The organism is Chryseobacterium sp. StRB126, from assembly GCF_000829375.1.
Lineage (GTDB): Bacteria > Bacteroidota > Bacteroidia > Flavobacteriales > Weeksellaceae > Chryseobacterium.
Genome location: NZ_AP014624.1, coordinates 1,828,827 through 1,846,284, shown reverse-complemented (window position 1 = coordinate 1,846,284; position 17,458 = coordinate 1,828,827). Strand labels below are relative to the sequence as shown.

Genomic DNA, 17,458 nt, shown 5'->3' with positions numbered 1-17,458 from the left:
CGGCTAAGGATGAAAAAATAATGTAATGTTGTTTAATCTTTAAAAAGGGATACTCTTGTAAAGGATTCTATCTGTACTCCACAGTTTATATCTGATTCCATAAAGAGTTCATAACCTTTTCCGGGATCAAGACTTGCAGGGTCTGCAATGGTATAGAAATAAAAGGTGAGAAGATTACCTACTCCATTGGAACCGCTTGGAACAAGCTGAATAGAATTAACTTCAAATCCGGAATCAGGGTTTTTGAAAGTTGCTTTTACAGATCCTATTGAATTGGAGTTGGGCATAATATTAGCAATCAACCTCCAGACATGAACCTGACCATAGATTTCATTTTCTCTCCACTTATTATTAGCAGTATAGATATTGGATGTAACGCCAGGAAATGGAACGGTAGTTTCGGGCCAGCTTGTAGTAGGGCTGGCAGCAAAGACCAAAGGAGTGGCATAAATTACCTGTTGTCTTGTACCATAACCATTTCCTGATGCAACTAAACTGAAAGTGGGTTTTACATTTGCGTTTCCAGAATTTACCTTAACGACACCGTCATTACCAGCCTGAGAGGATGTGGGAACAAAAAGCTGTCTCCAGAGGGTACCATCCCAATACTGGAAATTATTCGTTGTCGTATTAAAAATAAGAGTTCCTGCAGTAAGATTAGCATTCACAACACCTGCAGGAGGCACTGTTGATGCTACATTATCAGCTAGGTATGTATCTCGGTCCGTATCTGTAAGCCGAGGAATCAAAATACCTTTCTGATGAGACACCATATCCAATACTGTCGCTCCATTGGGAGTGGTAGTATTAATACCAACCTGTCCACATACAAAACCATATATGAACATTGGCAATAACGAAGTTAATATTTTTATCATGATCTTTGGTTTTGTAGGATAAAATTACAAACTAAAAATATGTTAAAAAATAAATTTTTATATGTCATTTTTTATCCGTATTTTACTTATTATAATTTATTGATAAACAGTAATTTAAACATATATAATTCACTTTTTAATGATGGAAAATAAATTAACATTTGTAAGTTTCTTTTAACAATCATATCTTTACCTACTACTTAATAGAAATTATTAACTTCGCCGTGAAATAAACCCATTAAAATGGAAAGAGAACACAACCTTGTTCCTGAGGACACTTTATGGAAAAGATACCTTTACCGGATAATTTATCGCTCCGATACCAGACTCGGCAAACTTTTCGATATTACTCTACTTTCTTTAATTCTTGTGAGTACTGCTATCATTATGATGGAAAGCGTACCTCAGCTTGACAAAAAGTTTCATTATACATTCCTGATTCTTGAATGGATTATCTCTATTTTTTTTACAATAGAATATTCTATGCGAATTGCTGTAGTAAAAAATAAAAAGCATTATCTCTTCAGTTTTATGGGGATTATAGATTTTCTTGCTCTAGCCCCTTTCTTCCTGAGTTTTTTCTTTCCTATTACCAAATACTTTCTGATCTTCAGAATGTTGAGAATGCTGAGAGTTTTCAGGATTTTCAATTTATTGGACTTCATGAATGACGGTTATCTTATCGTAAGGGCTTTAAAAAACAGTTCAAGAAAAATTTATATATTTCTTCTTTTCCTGATTATATTTTCAGTGATTGTAGGTTCTCTTATGTTTATGGTAGAAGGTGGCCGACAGGGATTTGAAACCATTCCACAGTCTATTTATTGGGCCGTAGTAACGGTAACCACAGTAGGATACGGAGATGTCTCTCCTATTACTCCTATGGGGAAATTTTTCGCTGTTATACTGATGCTTGCCGGTTATTCTATTATAGCTGTTCCTACAGGAATTGTAACGGCAGAGATGCGAAACAAAAGACAAAATCTGGAAAAGATATGTGACCGTTGCGGCAATGAGGATATTGACGATGATGCAAGGTACTGCAAACAATGTGGCAAGAAATTAGCTTGATATTAGATATTAGTTAATCTATTCACCAAATACCACAATGTCATGGAATCAACAAAGAAAAACAAGCCGAATAGTTTAGTAATTATTCTTTTTGCATTAATAGCACTGATGATTATTATTTATTTTATTCTTGTAATGTTCTTCCCAGCTGTTTTCGACCTGATGAATACGGGAGATATACAGCCGGTGCCGAACAAATAATAGATAATAAGTGATCAATGATAGATTTTTTAAAAATAAAAAGATGAGCGAAATTTTCGCTCATCTTTTTTAATCCAATAGGGTATTCATTACATTATTGAATGTTCCATCAACTGCATTTATTTCTTTATTGCTTTGATTGTTTGCTTAGATCCATCCTTCATATTCAAAACCATTACATATATTCCTTGTTTCAAATCTCCTAAATGAAGGGCTGAAGAAGGATTTTCAATTGTTTTCATTAATCTTCCGGCAGTATCCAGGATGAAGACTGATTTTACCTGATCTGCTTTTGCAATATTCAATACCTCAGCAAATGGATTTGGATATACCTTAATTTCATTTTTAGTTTTAGACACTTCTGAAGTTCCAAGAGTTTCTTTATTAATAGTAATTGTAAATGCTCCCTCTAAGTTATCTGTGACACCACTATAATGTCCTACATTTACATAATATGTAGTTCCTACCACAGTTGGTACGGAGATTTCTTCTGCACTACCCTGGCCATTACTATCGATAGTACTTTCGCATACTAAATTATCACAAGTACCACTAAACACTCCTATCTGAGGATCAAAATTGCTTCCTGCCGGCATTGATACTTTAATATTATGAACAGTACCATCTCCAGTGAATTTAAACCATGTTCCATCATTCATACTATTAGAGCAAATAGAAATAAATCCGTTGTTATTAGTAGCTCCTGCTGCATCAGATTGTGTATATGCATAAGGGAATGCAGAAGCTGCTAACGCTCCTGAGCAATCATCATTTACCGGAGGTGGAGGAATTGTCCCTATACAAATATCAAAGCTTTGAGCCTCTCCTGCTGCTCCATCTGTATAGACTCTTACATAATAGGTTTCTCCTACTGTAAGACCAGAAATTACCTTAAGCTCATCATAATCTGAACACTCAACATTTGCCAGATTACTGCAATCACCATTTAAAACCTGAAACATCAGTGAATAGCTATCCACTGATCCAATAGAAACCATATTACTCAATGAAATTACATGAGACACTGAAGTTGCAGTAAATTTGTACCATACATCATCATCTGCTTCCCCATAACAAGGATCTACAGACACATTGGAATCTGTAGCCTCAAAGGTATGCCCAGATGTTTTACTTCCACAATTCATATCCGGATTTACCGTTAATGTAATTGCTGTAGTACATTCATCATTCAAAGGAGGGGAGAGTGTGGTGGAAAATTTTGTCTCAGAACAGCCTGAAGATTCTCCTCCTGCTCCTACTGCTATAATTCTTACATAATAAGTAGTATCTAAAGAAAGAGGAGCTGATGGAGTAAAACTCGTTGTGGCTACCGTTTGCTGATTCACAACATTAGAGCCTCCTGGAGTGGTCCCTATAGATATTTTATAACTTGTAGCACCAGGTGACGGATACCAGCTAATAGCAGAAGATATTGGTACCATAACAGCGTTATTTGCTGGTGAAATCAAAGAAGTACAGGCAGGTATTGCACCAGGTGTTAACCCCATAAAAGTAACAACAGATCTATAGTCAAATAAACTACCATACCCAGGATCTGAAGGATCTATATCTGAAAAGCTACTTATATTCCCAATAGATCTGCTAGATGTATTATTAAGGTGATGTACATAAAACACTCGGTCATCATCATATGCAGGATTATTTTCATCAACAGCAATTACTAGATTCTGAGTATTATTATAAGAAAAAGGAGTAGCAAAAGTAAGTTCCACCATTCCGTTCACATTACTTACTGTACCATTATATACCTCTGTAAGATCCGAAGCTGGAACCCAATCAGCATCAGAATCAAATTCAGTTTTAGAGGTATGTCCTAAATAAACAACCCAATCTGATGAGTTCGTTATATCCCCAGCAGGATCCAGATAGAATTTGAGACCCGTAATATTTCCTGCGGCATTCGCATTGATTTCTTGCTTTGTAAATATTTGTTGGGAATAGGAGTATTCCCAATAGTTGTCAACCGGAACCTTTCCGATAGTAGTGCTTCCTTCTCCTAAGGTAATCTGAGCATTTAAAAACATACTTACCATCAGTAAGCACAAAAGTAAGATTTTCTTCATATACATTTTTTTAAGGCGTTAATATATTACCAAATTAATAATAATTTTAATACAACATTAAAAAAATATTAAAAAAAAGCAGTAACCGTTAAGTTACTGCCTTAAATTATTATATTAATCGGGTTTATCTCTTAATTGATTTAACCACTTGTTTTGATCCGTCTTTCATCTGTAATACGATTAAATACATCCCTTGTTTCAGGTCTGCCAAATGAAGTTCAGAAGAAGGATTATCAATAGTTTTCACCAATCTTCCGGCAGCATCAACAATAGATACTGATTTTACTTTAGAAGCGTCGGAAATATTCAACACATCTGTAAATGGATTCGGATAAGCTTTGATTTCATTTTTAGCTAGTGTAGTCTCTGAAGTAGAAAGGCTGCCAAGCTGGTACACAAAATCATCAATCAATAGACTATATGCTTCTGAGCCGGTATGTTTAAACACAAGTTTAGTAACTCCTGCAGGAACCCCGGTGATATCTAATGAGTAATTATTTAACACTGAAGTACTTGTTGCCGTATATGTACCCAATACAACAAAGCTGGAAGTATTCGCAGGGTCTGCTAAGTAACCAATCTGAACAGTTCCATTAACATAAGAATTAGCTCTTCCTTTGAAACTAATCATTGCATTGTTACTATCTAGACCTATTAAATCCGGAGTAGATACCATCCCTATACTTGCCCCAGATGTATAAATATATAAGGCATTAGGAGCACTTGCCACCGTTCCGGTATAGCCGATTACTTTTGCATAGCCAAGATTAGAACCGATGCTTGTCCAGCATGGAGGAAGGCCATCAACAGGTGTACTATCAAAATTTTGCGAATATGTCTGTACTGGAACACAGTTCGTAACAAATACTGTCACTGGCGTCCATACACTCTTATCAATAGTTCCACATGCAGATCTAACCCATAGATAATAAGTAGTACCCGGCAATAGATTAGATAAAGACGCTGAAGTACTGGTACTGGTTCCTGAAACAGCGGTAGCAGCAATAGGAGCAATACTACTTGTAGAATAATAATATTCATATCCGCTGCCAGGCACAAGTGAAGGTGCAGTCCATGAAACATTAGCTCCGTTAGCAGTAATAGCAGAAACCGTAACCCCCGAAGGTTCAAAACAAGTAGGCGTAATGTCTATATTAATATCATCAATATAGATTTGATTCATATCCGCCGCAGAATAAGCCTGGAATCCGAAATAATAAATTCCTGATGCAGCTGGTGTAAAGTCTGTAAATGTACCTGTAGGAACTCCTAATGTAGTAATATTTGAATGATCCGCTATTGTATTCGTCATCCCCGCAGCTGTTGCTGAAGATCCATATGCAACTTTAACTTTTTCTGCATACACAACCCCTGATGAATTGGCATATTTATATTTAATTCTGTAGCTAACTCCTGCTGTAAGATTGAGTCCCTGTGTAAAAAACCATGTATTTGCTGCAGAAGTAGAACTATATGAATAATTAAGAACTTTACCTGTAAACCCTCCCGATGCAGAAGCTGTTTTCCATGTATTTCCAGAACCACTATTGATTGCCGATGTACAAATTGGCAAAGCCGGAGTTGTAACGTTATCAAAATCTAGGGTATATGGTAAATTGGTAGAAGTACATACAGTCTGGAATGTTCTCACTGTACATGCTGTAGCCGGCCCGGCAGTCGCTGCAGTATATCCTGTTACAGAATAATAATAAGTAGAACTATTACTTAAAGAAGTTGCTAATGTGTAAGAATTATTAGCTCCTCCTGTAATATCAGTATCAAGAACATCATTACCTCCTGAAGCGGTTCCTATTTTTAATTTGTAACCAGTAGCACCGTTAATTACATTCCATGTTATTGTAGGAGTCGTGCTTACACCACTTGCGTTTGATGCAGGTGCTGTAACTGTAGGGCAAAGTCCCAATGTTGTAAAGTTTGCAGAGCTGGACCAGGCTCCTTTATCCGTTCCATTACAGTTTGATCTTACCCAATAATAATACTGAGTTGCAGGAGTTAACCCTGATATATTTGCCGTAGTCACGCCTGCCCCCACAGAACCTGAAGGTGAAGCAGTGATGGCCGGAGCAGTTGATGAGGTGGAATAATAATATTCATAACCACTACCCGGAGGCGCAGCAGGAGCTGTCCAGCTAATTGTTGAAGTATCAGGAGTTATTGCTGAAGAAGTAAGGCCTGTAATAGTACTTGAACACATAAGGGCTGTTGTAAAAGACCCAGTTGTTGTATATCCATTCCCAGTCCCTGCCAAATTTGGAATATGAGAATACATTGCTTGTGCGGCACCATTTAATGCCTGTACCTGAACCTGATAGGATGTATTTGCTGCCAATCCTGTAAGTGTAGCAGTACCAGCAGAAACCGGGTTTCCACTATAATTAGTCCAATCACAGCTTCCCGGAATTCTATACTGAACATTGTAAGATGTTGCGCCAGCTGGAGCTGTCCAGCTTAAAGTAGCTCCGTTATTAGTTACTGCAGTGGTAGCGGCAAAAGTTCTTACCGGAAGTAGCGTTCCAGGGGTCCATGAATATTGCAGCCCTGCAGGAATTTTAATACTTGCATTCGTTCCACTGGAAAAAGTCATCGTGCTGTTATTAGCATTAGCTGTAACCGCTTTAGACCAGTCACAAGTGCTTCCAGTTGGCACATTTCCAATCGTCAATGCACTTACATTAGTTGCAAAAGCATTACTATTTCCTCTAATCCCTACCTGTGGACTATTTGACGAACTCGTTCCCGGATCAGTACAGTCACCATATACTATTTTTATTTCACCAGTTGCATATACTAACCGGATCTGAAAATTCAATCTTTCAGTAGCTCTGTTACTGTAATTGGCATGATCCTGCCACTGTACTACAAATTCAGTCCCCAGATCTTCATATCTGACTTCGTGATTTCCTGGCGGTAAAGGTTCTGATGCTGAAAAACCACCATCTTGTCCAAAAGCAGCAATTGCTCCTGTAGTTGTTCCAACAGTTGATAACGGTGTATAGTTTGATCCTGAAGGTGCAGCACCAAAGGTTATGTATCCGTTTGCACTCACATAGCATGTCGTCATGGCAACACCACCAAAATTAAAGGGTGACGACAGAGGTATTGCTGCAGAAACCTCATTATCATAAGTAGAAGTAGTGCTGGTTGCTGTAGGAAATAATTTAGTACCTCCCGTAATTGGTACATAAGCCACCCCTGTGCTTTTCGAAAAAGCATAGCTGGCAACGTTTGTTTGTGCGTAGGCCCCCATACTCAGAAAGGCCAAACACGACAGTAAAATTCTCTTCATAAAATAGTAATAATAATAGTTTGGGCGGTAAAAGTATAAAATATTTAAATAAATATCATAAAATATTAAAAAATATTAATCATTAAACCTAAAATATCCTTTATTTTTAAATAAAATTAAACAATTATTTAATTTTAACACTTATTATTTAAATTAATTAAAATATTTTAAATGATTAATTATCAGATACTTATAATAAACAAAATAAAAACATCTTCTATATAAAAATCCTCTATTTAACATAAAATATTATTTTTTAATGAAGTCAAATAATATCAATTATTTAGTTTGTCTAAACAAAAAAAGTGACCAAAGGCCACTTTTCAAATTCATCTATTTTATCTTTTTAGTTCAAATAGAACTCATATTTATTCAGCAATTGTATTTCCTTAATAAGATCACCATTTAGATCCACAGAGTGTTTCATAGACTGAACTTCAATATGAGAATCATCATCAATATTTTTGATAAAGAATTTAAGCTTCTGATTTCCCTTATTCCTATCCAATACAGTTCTGAAGAAATCCAGATCCTCAGGCCTTACATCCATTACATCCATCACTAAGGAAATACTCTTGGCAAATCTTTCAAATGCTTCCTGAAGTTCAATTACATCATTTACATTCACAAAGACCCTTCCGTCTTTTACCTGAGCAAATTTTATTTTAAAGATAACAAACCTCTGTACTTCAAGTTTCTCCTTCAATCTCATATAATCCCTATCCCCTAATCTAAAAGAATAAGAACCTGAATAGTCTTCCAAAGTCACAAAAGCAACTTTTTCTCCGCTTCTGAAGCCATCCTGAACCCTGTATTCTGTGATAAGACCTGCAACGGTATATTCTTTTCCGCCACCTCCATTTTCTCTTTCTTTCTGAAGGGTTTTCCAGTCTTTCTTTTTTTCTTCAAACAACTCATCCTGCTTATTGGCAAAAGCCTGTTCTTTGTAAGCATCTACCTCATCAAGATTTAGGAATAAGAAATTTCCTTTTGGCTCTGCCTTTTTGGTTGTTTCTTCTAATATTTCCTCCTCTCCTACAGACAATTCATCAGAGACAATTTCAGTAAGATCTGTAGTCTCGTCCTGAGAATCCTGTTCCAAAACAGGAACTTCATCAGTAGTAGTCTTTTCTTCCTCTTCTTTTTCCAGAACTGACTTTTTGGAAAGTCTTCCCTGCATAAACTGGAACTGATATTTAAACTCATCTAAAGGATGGGCAGAAAGGTAGAACCCAATGGTTTCCTTTTCCTTATTCAGCTTATGCATATTTGGCCACTCTGGGCAAGGAGGGAGTTTTGGCTGTTCAATCTGAACCTCATCAGCAAAGTCAGCAAACAAGGAATGCTCCATTTCGTTTTTACTCTCCTGAAAACTTTGTCCGTATCTGATTAATCTTTCCAGATTGGTTTTTCCGGCCATATCAATATCAAAATACTGACCTCTGTGGAATGCATCCAGTTCATCAAAAGCACCGGCAACCACTAAACTTTCCGCTACTCTTTTATTCATTTGGGAAGGCAATATCCTTTCAAAAAAATCATAGATATTTTTAAACCTTCCATTTTCTCTTTCTCTTGTAATCGCTTCGCTTGGACCTTCTCCGATTCCCTTGATTGCTCCCAAACCAAAACGAATCTGGCCTTTTTCGTTTACAGAGAATTTATACTGAGATTCATTCACATCAGGTCCTAAAACATCAACTCCCATACTTTTACAATCCTCCATAAACATGGTAATCGAATCCGTATTGTTAATATTATTACTCATTACACTCGCCATATATTCTGCCGGATAATTGGCTTTCAAATAAGCAGTCTGATAAGCAATGAAAGCATAACAGGTTGAGTGGGATTTGTTGAAGGCATATTCTGCAAACGCTTTCCAGTCATTCCAAATTTTCTCCAGTCTTTCTTCATTAAGGTTATTTTTTCTACCTCCTTCAATGAACTTGGGATACATTTTGTTAAGAACATCAATCTGTTTCTTACCCATCGCCTTTCTCAGGGTATCAGCCTCACCTTTTGTAAAGTTGGCCAGTTTCTGGGAAAGAAGCATTACCTGCTCCTGGTAAACGGTAATTCCGTAAGTTTCCTTTAAATATTCTTCTGTTTCCGGTAAGTCATAAACAATCTCTTCAATACCGTGCTTTCTGTTAATAAAGTTCGGGATATATTTAATTGGCCCCGGACGGTACAGTGCGTTCATGGCAATAAGATCGGCAAAAACCGTAGGTTTAAGCTCCCTCATGTACTTCTGCATCCCGGGACTTTCATATTGGAAAATTCCGACCGTTCTTCCTTCTTTAAATAACTGATATGTCTTCGTATCATCCAGTGGAATAAGATCCGGATCAATATCTAATCCATATCTTGCTTTCACCAATTTTAAGGCATCTTTAATAATGGTAAGGGTTCTAAGACCCAAGAAGTCCATTTTCAAAAGACCTGCACTTTCCGCCACCGAGTTATCAAACTGAGAGACAAGAATGTCAGCATCTTTAGCGGCAATAGTTACCGGAACCAGGTTACTCACATCCTCCGGAGTAATGATTACACCACAGGCATGAATCCCCGTATTCCTGATGCACCCTTCCATCTTTTTAGCACTTGCGAGTACTCCATGACGGGAATCATCTGGACTTTCCAGAACATATCTCATTTCATCAACAAGCATCTGTTCTTCCGGTTTCAGTTTATCATATTTTGCTAATGCTTTCGCGATGTTCATCCCTGGTGTAGAAGGGATCAGTTTAGCAATATTATTCGTATCAGGAATTGGAACATCCAGCACTCTTCCGGCATCTTTAATCGCAGATTTCCCCCCCAATACGGAGTAGGTAATAATCTGGGCTACCTGGCTTTGTCCATATTTTTCAATTACCCATTTAATAACCCTATCTCTACCTTCATCATCAAAGTCAATATCAATATCGGGCATTGAAACCCTTTCCGGATTCAGAAATCTCTCAAAAAGGAGGTCATATTTAATGGGGTCAACGTTGGTAATTCCGATACAGTAAGCAACTGCCGATCCAGCTGCCGATCCTCTTCCGGGCCCTACCCACACTCCCATATTACGGGCCTCATTACAAAAATCCTGAACAATAAGAAAATATCCCGGATATCCGGTATTAGCAATTACTTCCAATTCGAAATCCAGACGTTCTTTAATCTCATCTGTGATCCCAGTTTCAATATATCTTCTTCTCGCTCCTTCATAAGTAAGGTGGGTAAGATAAGCCATCTCTCCTCTTTTTCCTCCATCTACCTCATCTTCTGCATGGATAAATTCTTCTGGGATATCAAACTTTGGAAGAAGAACATCTCTTTTTAAGGTATAGGGTTTAAATTTTGCAAAAAACTCTTCATATGCTTCAAAGGCATCGGGATAAGCAAGGAAAGCTTCTTTTACCTCATGAGAGTTTTTAATATAATACTCTTTAGTAGCAAGCCCTCTTCTTTTCCCAAATCCTTTTCCGACAGGTGTTGTAAGCTTTTCCCCGTCTTTGATACAGCTTACAATATCCTGAATGTTAGCATCATCTTTATTGGTATAAAAGGTTTCGTTCTGAGCCAGGATTTTAACGTTATATTTATCTGCCAGATATAACAGCACCTCATTTAAGTGTTCTTCTTCAGGTAGATTATGATTTTGAAGCTGAACATAAAAGTCCTCTCCAAAAGTTTCACTCCACCATTTAAAGCGCTCTTCTCCTTTTTGTTCCCCAGTATTCAGGATAGCATCCGGAATATCTCCTAAAATCCCGGAAGTTAAAGCGATAATTCCTTCTTTGTATTCAGCAATCAGTTCACGGCTAATCCTTGGAACTCCGAAATAGAATCCTTTTAAGAACCCGATACTTGAAAGCTTTGCTAAGTTTTTATATCCATTAAAATCCTTTGCCAAAAGCACTACCTGAGTTCTCCTATCCGGATCATCTTTGGTAAACTGCTTTTGCTCATAACGGTCAGAAATATAAAATTCACAGCCAACAACTGGAATCAACGGTGCAGAAACAGGTTCTGCTTCATTAAATTCAGTCCCATTTTCTTCTGCCTCCTGTTTTTTTGCTAAATATTCTTTATGCTTTTTAGCTCTATCTCCGTTAGCTCCTTCAACTGCAGAAACGAATTTAAAAGCTCCCATCATATTTCCAAGATCCACCATTCCGACCGCCGGAAAGTTTTCATCAGAAGCTTTTTTAATCAGATCATTAATACTTGTAGTAGCAGTAAGCGTTGAGAAAACACTGTGGTTGTCAAAATTGAAATATTTTCCTAAATCAATTTCATCAATACTTCCGAAATCCTGTTGTTTCTTCTTATTATGGAAATCAGCAACCTGCCTTCTGATAACAATGTTGAAAGGCTTTATCGGATCCGGATAAAGACTCTTAAAATAAGCTAGCTGGTCTTCTGAAATCTTTAATGTTTCAGCAGGAACAACTCCTATTCTCACCATTTCAAAGAACGCTCTGGCGGTAGCATTTACATCGGCAGCAGCATTATGGGCTTCATCAAATTTATTCCCATACAGTTTTTCATAAAGCTCTTCAAGCTTAGGAGATTTATATCTCCCTCCACGACCTCCTCCTAACTGGCAGAAATCCGTTCCCAGAATCATCGTGTCAGCTTTAGGTTTTTCCTGAAGATTATCTTTTATATTTTTTCTATAGAATTCTGCTCCTACAATATTGTAATCAAATTCAACATTGTGTCCGGAAACTACTCTTATCTTTTCAAGGACCTTTGAGAATTCTTCCAAAACCTCTTGTAAATCACGTCCTTCTTCATTAGCAATTTTAGTTGTAATTCCGTGAATTCGGGCAGCATTAAAGGGAATATCATAGCCCTCAGGTTTTATTATATAATCCTGATTTTCAATTAAATTACCATCATCATCATGTACCTGCCACGCAATCTGAACCATTCTTGGCCAGTTTTCTGAATCCGAAAGCGGAGCATTGAAATTTTTTGGTAAACCTGTTGTTTCTGTGTCAAAAATTAAATACATATAATTTTCTAACTTTTTTATAAAAAAGAGAATGTAAAGTTACTTCATTTTTTCCAATTTATTATCTAGAAAGCCCCAAGACTCATATCATCAATATTTAAAAATTCAACAACTAAATACAATTAACAAATAAAACACAATTAGATAAAAAAACAAACAAATCACTAAACAAAGCGTTATAAAAATTAATTTTTATTTATTCAAAATAACATTTTATAAATATTTTGACTTATATTTGAACCGTTACAATTTTTAATATTTTACTAATCATTATGAAGAAACATCTACTTTTGGCCGGTACTTTAGCCATTTCAATGCTAAGTGCGCAAAACAATGAAGGATTAAAAAGAGAGTTTGAAAGACAAAACAAAGAGAACAACGTTAAGTTTGACTCTTATGTTGCAAAAAAGTATGGAAGCACTGCAAAGTCAGCTGACATTCAGAAAAAAATTGAAGAAGAAAAAGCTAATCTAGCAGGTTTTTTCCTTAACAAGCCTTATTTCTACCAAGCTGATGATCAAAATCAAATTTTGAACACTAATGCAGATGCATTAACTACAGCAGGTAGTGTTGCCGGATTGGCAGGATCTTTCAAAGGAGAAGGAATACTTTATACCATATTTGACGGAGGAAGAATTTATGCCGCACACCCTGCATTTGACAATACAGCTGGCAGAATTACTAACAAAGAAGCTGCTACAAATGCATACAGCGCACATTCTACCGGTGTTGCCAGTATTGTGGGGGCAAAATCATCTCCTCTAACTGCAACAGCAACTGATGGGACAGTACAAACTGGAAATGCAATGGGAATAGCATTAAATTCAACAATGAATTCTTATAGATTTGCTACAACAACCCTACCTGGTAATACAGCTACTAGTACTGTATTTGAAAAAATCCTCATAGCTCAGCCAAAAATTTCTAACCACTCTTATGGAAATAATTCAGGATGGACTATTGCAACTGTTTCCGGTGCAACTGCTCTGGTTTGGAATGGAGATTACTATCCTGCTACCGCTACTGAGCCTTATGCTACTTTTGATCTACAAGGTACCTATTTTACTAATGATCAAAACTATGATAACATTGTATACACTAACCCTACAAATGTTATTGTAAAATCTGCAGGTAATTATTTTGGTATGGGACCAGCCTTACCGGGTGGATCAACAGCTCCTAAGTATTACAAAGACGATAATAATAATCCTGTTTTGTTTACAGCAACAGATACCCTTCCAGCAACAAACTGTGGTAATGGTGGAGACTGTATAGGACCTGGTTCTCTAGCTAAAAACATTATTGTCGTAGCTGCTACAGAAATTATCACGACTAATGACCATAGATATACCACTTCAACAGATGTTGTAAAAGCTGATTATAGTAGTGCCGGACCAAGAGATGACGGAGGTATTAAACCAGATATTGCAGCTCCGGGATCAGATATATGGATGGCATCAACTGCGGAAAACACTGTTGGAAGCGTTGCTTGGCAAATCAACAGTGGAACTTCAATGGCTGCACCACAGGTAACAGGGATTATCGGACTTTGGATGCAAATATATAAATCAATGTTTAACAATGCAGATATGAGCGCTGCCACAGCTAAAACATTGATGGTACATTCAGCATCTGAAGCAGGAACTGTAGGCCCTGATGCGTGGTACGGTTGGGGATACATCAACGCAAAAAAAGGAGCTGAACTTTTAGTTGGAAAATCTAATAATACTATAATATTCAATGAGGAAACCCTAAACAACGGAAGTACAAACACCCAAATAGTAAATGCTTCAGGAAGCGAACCTCTTAAAGTAACTATTTCCTGGATTGACCCAGAATTTAAGCTTCCTGGAAATATCAGTTGGGAAGCTGCGTACAATAACCGAAACTCTAGACTTATAAATGATTTAGATTTAAGAATTACTGACACCACTAATAATACAGTATATATGCCATGGAAGCTTAATGCTGTTAATCCAACAACTCCTGCAACTAAGGGTGATAATACTGTAGATAATGTAGAGCAAGTAGTTATTGAATCTCCTGTAGCAGGAAGAAGTTACAAGATTGAAGTCCTTCACAAAGGAACACTGGTGAACAACGCTACACCAGGTGTTACAGCTCCTCAAAAATATTCAATTATTGTTACAGGACATACCGCAGGATCTTTAGGAACCAAAGAAGGTGCTAAAGCTTTAAGCGGACTTACTGTAGCTCCTTCTATTACCAAAGATGTAACTAATATCTTAAACGCTCCTAAGAAATCAACATTCACTATCTATGATATGTCTGGTAAGAAATTACAAAGCGGAAATATCAACAGTGATAAAGAAGCTATTAATTTATCTGCTCATCCAAAAGGAATTTACATTGTTGAAGTAAAAACTGAAAAAGATGTAGTGACCAAAAAAGTGATTAAAGAGTAATATCTTACACAATATAAATTTATAGAGGATACTGACAGATGTCGGTATCCTTTTTTATTTTTTACTAGACCTCATATTCTTTTTCATTAGAATTCATATTCAATTAGTTACCTTACACCTATACCCTGTCTCAACCTGAACGAAAATAAAACTAGAAAAATTAAAAATAATTTAAATTTTTAAATCAAAAACAAAATAAAATCTAATAAACAATGTAAAAAATAAAATTACAAACACTAAAAAAGGAAATAAAATACAACATTCATATATTTGAAAAAGCACAACAACCTTTAAACATTTATCAAATATTATGAAGAAAATCTTTATTTCGATCAGCACTTTGATTATTTCGTTAACAAATGCACAAAAAAATAATGAAATACTGGAAAGAAAATTTGAAAACCAGAGAATTGAAAACAGTAAAAAGTTTGATGCTTACATAACCAAGCGCTATGGACAAGACAGAAATCCGGAAGATTTAAAAGAAATTGAAAAGCAAAGAATTAGTTTAGCCGGATTTATTGAAAACAAACCTTATTTCTATAAGGCCTATGATCAGGACCAGATTATGAATTCTAATTCCGACTATTTACAAGGAGGTACGATTAGCGGCTTAACAGGTTCATTTAATGGTGAAGGTATTAAGTTTACTATTTTTGACGGAAGCTCTATTTCTGGTACTCCAGGAAGAGTATTTGATGGTCACGTATTTTTCAACAATGCTACAGGCAGAATAAGTAATAAAGAAGCTACCACTCTTATATATGGAGATCACGCAACATCTGTTGCCGGCTTTATTGGAGCCAGAAATTACCCTTATACTGTCACCCTTAATAATGGTACCACCAGAGCTGTAAATTTCAAAGGCATTGCTCCTAATTCAACTATAGACGCTTATGCTTTCTTACAAACAACATTACCTGGTGAGACAAGCCCAAGCACTGTTTTTCAAAAAATAATTAAAGCACAGCCTAATATTTCCAATCATTCGTATGGAGCTAATTACGGTTGGAGTGAAGGAGCAGTCAATGGAGCAGCTGCTTGGATATGGAATAGCGCTTTTACCAGCCCAAATACTTCTTATGATGCACAAGGTACTTATCATAATAATGACAGGGATTATGATCAAATTGTTTACAATAATCCCTCATATATCATCGTAAAATCTTCAGGAAACTCTTACGGAGATGGCCCAAGCACAGCTACCAGTACTTATAAAAAATATTATGAAGATGATAATGGAAATCTGGTAGAATTTGCATCAACAGATACATTACCTCCCAACAACTGCTCCCAAGGATATGACTGTATTGGTATTGGCTCTTTGGCAAAAAACATTATTGTAGTAGGAGCCACTAACAGAATTACAACTAATGAAGGAAGATATACATCCTCAACAGACGTTATTCATTCTTCTTATAGTAGTGCCGGACCAAGAGATGATGGTGGTATAAAACCTGATATTAGTGCTGTAGGAACATCTGTAGCAAGTGCCAGTTCAGAGAATAACACAACGGGAAGCCAGAGCCTTACGGTAGGTAATGGCACTTCTTATTCAGCACCTGTTGTTACAGGGATTATTGGATTATGGACACAGATTAACAAACAATTATTTTCTGGAAATCTTTTAAATGCAGCTTCTGCAAAAACACTCATGATCCATTCTGCTTTAGAAGCAGGAAACCCAGGCCCTGATCCACATTTTGGGTGGGGATTTATTAATGCTAAAAAAGGTGCAGAATTGCTTGTAGGAAAATCTAACAATACTGTTATTTTCAACGATGAAACATTAAACAACGAAATCCCTAATACTAAGACAGTTAAAGCATCCGGGAGTGAACCATTAAAAGTAACTATTTCATGGACAGACCCTGAATTCACAAACTTTACAAGCCAGTGGGTGAATGTTCACAACAATAGAACATCTAAGTTAGTTAATGATTTGGATTTAAGAATTGTTGACACCACAGACAACACCACCTATCTTCCATGGAGACTTGATTACAACAATCCTATGACTGCGTTAAAAGGAGATAATACAGTGGACAATGTTGAACAGGTAATTGTAGACGCTCCGGTAGCCGGAAGAAATTATAAGATCGTCATTAATAATAAAGGAACCCTGAAAAACAATACAGGTGCTAATGCTCCTCAAAATTATTCTATCATTGTAACAGGGCATAGTGAAGTACTAGGAACCAAAGAGTCTAAAGCGGGAGTTTTAAGCAATCTAGCTGTTGCTCCTTCCGTTACAAAAGATGTAATAAACATCCTGAAAGCACCTAAAAAATCTACCTTCACAATTTATGATTTGTCCGGTAAAAAATTACAAAACGGCACCATCAACAGTGACAAGGAAGTAGTTGATTTATCGGCTCATACAAAAGGAATTTACATCATTGAAGTAAAAACCGACAATGATGTTATTTCTAAAAAAATCATTAAGGAATAATCAACAAATTCATATTTTTTTTGCA

Annotated in this window: 8 protein-coding genes; 4 read left to right on the top strand and 4 right to left on the bottom strand. The window is 36.5% G+C overall.

The genetic code is table 11. From position 1 onward, the window contains the following. Positions 1-32 precede the first annotated feature (32 nt). On the bottom strand, positions 33-878 hold the full coding sequence (locus CHSO_RS08315; RefSeq protein ID WP_232509166.1) for a hypothetical protein: 846 nt from the start codon (positions 876-878) through the stop codon (positions 33-35). Positions 879-1,121: 243 nt separating this feature from the next. On the opposite strand from CHSO_RS08315, the gene CHSO_RS08310 reads away from it, so the two are divergent. Next, a complete protein-coding gene (locus tag CHSO_RS08310) occupies positions 1,122-1,949 on the top strand; it encodes an ion transporter (protein ID WP_045494811.1) in 828 nt (275 codons plus the stop codon). Positions 1,950-1,991: 42 nt separating this feature from the next. Then, positions 1,992-2,150: a hypothetical protein gene (locus CHSO_RS25920; RefSeq protein WP_171817624.1), complete on the top strand. Its 159-nt coding sequence runs from the start codon at positions 1,992-1,994 to the stop codon at positions 2,148-2,150. Between the two features lie 119 nt (positions 2,151-2,269). Here CHSO_RS25920 and CHSO_RS24965 read toward each other — a convergent pair whose 3' ends face one another. The 3 genes from CHSO_RS24965 to dnaE all read right to left on the bottom strand — a co-directional run bounded on the left by CHSO_RS24965 (position 2,270) and on the right by dnaE (position 12,555). Then, on the bottom strand, positions 2,270-4,234 hold the full coding sequence (locus CHSO_RS24965; protein WP_171817623.1) for a T9SS type A sorting domain-containing protein: 1,965 nt from the start codon (positions 4,232-4,234) through the stop codon (positions 2,270-2,272). Between the two features lie 124 nt (positions 4,235-4,358). After that, positions 4,359-7,541 (bottom strand): fibronectin type III domain-containing protein, encoded by a 3,183-nt coding sequence (locus CHSO_RS08300; RefSeq protein ID WP_084220950.1) that lies wholly within the window; start codon positions 7,539-7,541, stop codon positions 4,359-4,361. 346 nt (positions 7,542-7,887) lie between these two features. Next, positions 7,888-12,555: a DNA polymerase III subunit alpha gene (gene dnaE, locus CHSO_RS08295; RefSeq protein ID WP_045494808.1), complete on the bottom strand. Its 4,668-nt coding sequence runs from the start codon at positions 12,553-12,555 to the stop codon at positions 7,888-7,890. 272 nt (positions 12,556-12,827) lie between these two features. On the opposite strand from dnaE, the gene CHSO_RS08290 reads away from it, so the two are divergent. Both CHSO_RS08290 and CHSO_RS08285 read left to right on the top strand, forming a co-directional pair. Beyond that, complete coding sequence (locus CHSO_RS08290) at positions 12,828-14,981, top strand: S8 family peptidase (RefSeq protein WP_045494806.1); 2,154 nt, start codon at positions 12,828-12,830, stop codon at positions 14,979-14,981. A 310-nt stretch (positions 14,982-15,291) separates the two neighbouring features. Further along, entirely contained in the window at positions 15,292-17,433 is a 2,142-nt protein-coding gene (locus CHSO_RS08285; RefSeq protein ID WP_045494804.1) for a S8 family peptidase, read from the top strand. The last annotated feature ends 25 nt before the right edge of the window (positions 17,434-17,458 follow it).

What these genes read in the sequence shown, in the direction of transcription:
- CHSO_RS08315 (WP_232509166.1), bottom strand. Translation starts at nt 878, where the DNA reads ATGATAAAAATATTAACTTCGTTATTGCCAATGTTCATATATGGTTTT.
- CHSO_RS08310 (WP_045494811.1), top strand. Translation starts at nt 1,122, where the DNA reads ATGGAAAGAGAACACAACCTTGTTCCTGAGGACACTTTATGGAAAAGA.
- CHSO_RS25920 (WP_171817624.1), top strand. Translation starts at nt 1,992, where the DNA reads ATGGAATCAACAAAGAAAAACAAGCCGAATAGTTTAGTAATTATTCTT.
- CHSO_RS24965 (WP_171817623.1), bottom strand. Translation starts at nt 4,234, where the DNA reads ATGAAGAAAATCTTACTTTTGTGCTTACTGATGGTAAGTATGTTTTTA.
- CHSO_RS08300 (WP_084220950.1), bottom strand. Translation starts at nt 7,541, where the DNA reads ATGAAGAGAATTTTACTGTCGTGTTTGGCCTTTCTGAGTATGGGGGCC.
- dnaE (WP_045494808.1), bottom strand. Translation starts at nt 12,555, where the DNA reads ATGTATTTAATTTTTGACACAGAAACAACAGGTTTACCAAAAAATTTC.
- CHSO_RS08290 (WP_045494806.1), top strand. Translation starts at nt 12,828, where the DNA reads ATGAAGAAACATCTACTTTTGGCCGGTACTTTAGCCATTTCAATGCTA.
- CHSO_RS08285 (WP_045494804.1), top strand. Translation starts at nt 15,292, where the DNA reads ATGAAGAAAATCTTTATTTCGATCAGCACTTTGATTATTTCGTTAACA.